Genomic DNA, 1,322 nt, shown 5'->3' on the forward strand with positions numbered 1-1,322 from the left:
TCGAGTTTGCGGCGCAGTGCGGTGGTGGGGAGTCGTTCGGCCCGGCCGAGTTCGACGGCTTCGCCGGTGGTGTAGTCGAACACGCTGGGGACGATGAGTCCGGCATCGCAGGCCAGCAGCCGGGCTTTGGCGAGGCTGATCGGTGTGCCTTCGAGGAGGGGGACCCGGCCGGTGTCCTCGCCTTGGAGGGTGTCGATGTCGACCGTCAGGTGGAGTTGGGTGGTGTGCCCGTGCCGGGTGTGGGCTTTGGGGTCGGCTCCGTAGACGGCCAGGATCTGATGCAATGCCTCGGCGCGCCGGTTGGCCGCTGGGGGCAGGAGCCCGGTCTGGTCGGTCTCGTCCTGGCGTGGGGGTTCGGTAGTGGTGGTGAGCATTTTGGCGAACATCGCGCCGGTGTCGGAGGCCAGCATCGCTTCCAGGTGCCACATGCCGTTGTCCTGCTCGACCAGGTCCAGGCGCTGCAGGGACTGCTCACCGAGCCCGTCGAGCAACTCCTGGCCGGAGTCCAGGGCCGACTGCAGCTCATCGAGGTGGGCGTACAGCTCCTTGACGGTCGCGTGTGCGCAGTATTGGGCGATCAGCGCCTCGGGGGTCGCGCATTGCACTTGAGCATCGAACGGGGAGATGACCGGCTCCCGGTAGGGGGTGCGGGCGTAGACCCTGAGGGCCTTGGTGTTCTCCAGCCGCCGCACCGCGGCCGCGACCGCGTCGATGCGGGCGGTTCCGGCGCAGGCGGTCTCGGCCAGTATGGTGAATTTCCTGGCGCAGCGGGCGATGGCGGCCAGGTCGGCGGCGACGCGGGAGTGGAAGTCGAAGGTCGAGGCCAGCCAGTCGCGCAGCGAAGAGAATCCGTCGATGTCGCGGTGGACTTTCCAGGCTTGGGCCTCGATCACTCGGGACAGGACCGAGGCGTGGGCGGCGTTGATGACCGCTGAGGCTTGGTCGAGTTCGGTGTGGATGACCTTTGACTTCTCGCTGCGTTCCTGAACCGATGCCCGGTTGTCCGCCATGTGCCACACCCCCCTCGTTGATGTTCGAACGCTCTGCCGGTTTCCGGTGGCTTGTTCGCCCGATACCTCAATGATCCCAGGCCAGGGCTGGTTTGCCATCACTCTTAGGGTGCGAATGCTTTCACGTTCCCGCCTTGGATTGCTTGGGGCGCAGTCGGAAAGCCGATCAACACTCCGAACAGGCCCGAGCTCGCCCCAGGCCCACCCCGCCTCGCCCGGCACCGGACCCGGCCACGAGGACACGGCCTCAAAGGCCCCGCCGCCTCTTTGTCGCCGCCAAGAAACCCGCGCCACGCACTGCCCGAGAGCCGA

Annotated in this window: 1 protein-coding gene; it reads right to left on the reverse strand. The window is 67.2% G+C overall.

The features are described 5' to 3' along the window. Positions 1 to 1,010: DUF222 domain-containing protein (locus ACYVL2_RS19950; protein ID WP_460546555.1), on the reverse strand; the 1,010-nt coding region annotated here is incomplete at its 3' end. Positions 1,011 to 1,322: the final 312 nt, after the last annotated feature.

The sequence above is a fragment of the Glycomyces halotolerans genome, assembly GCF_054779575.1.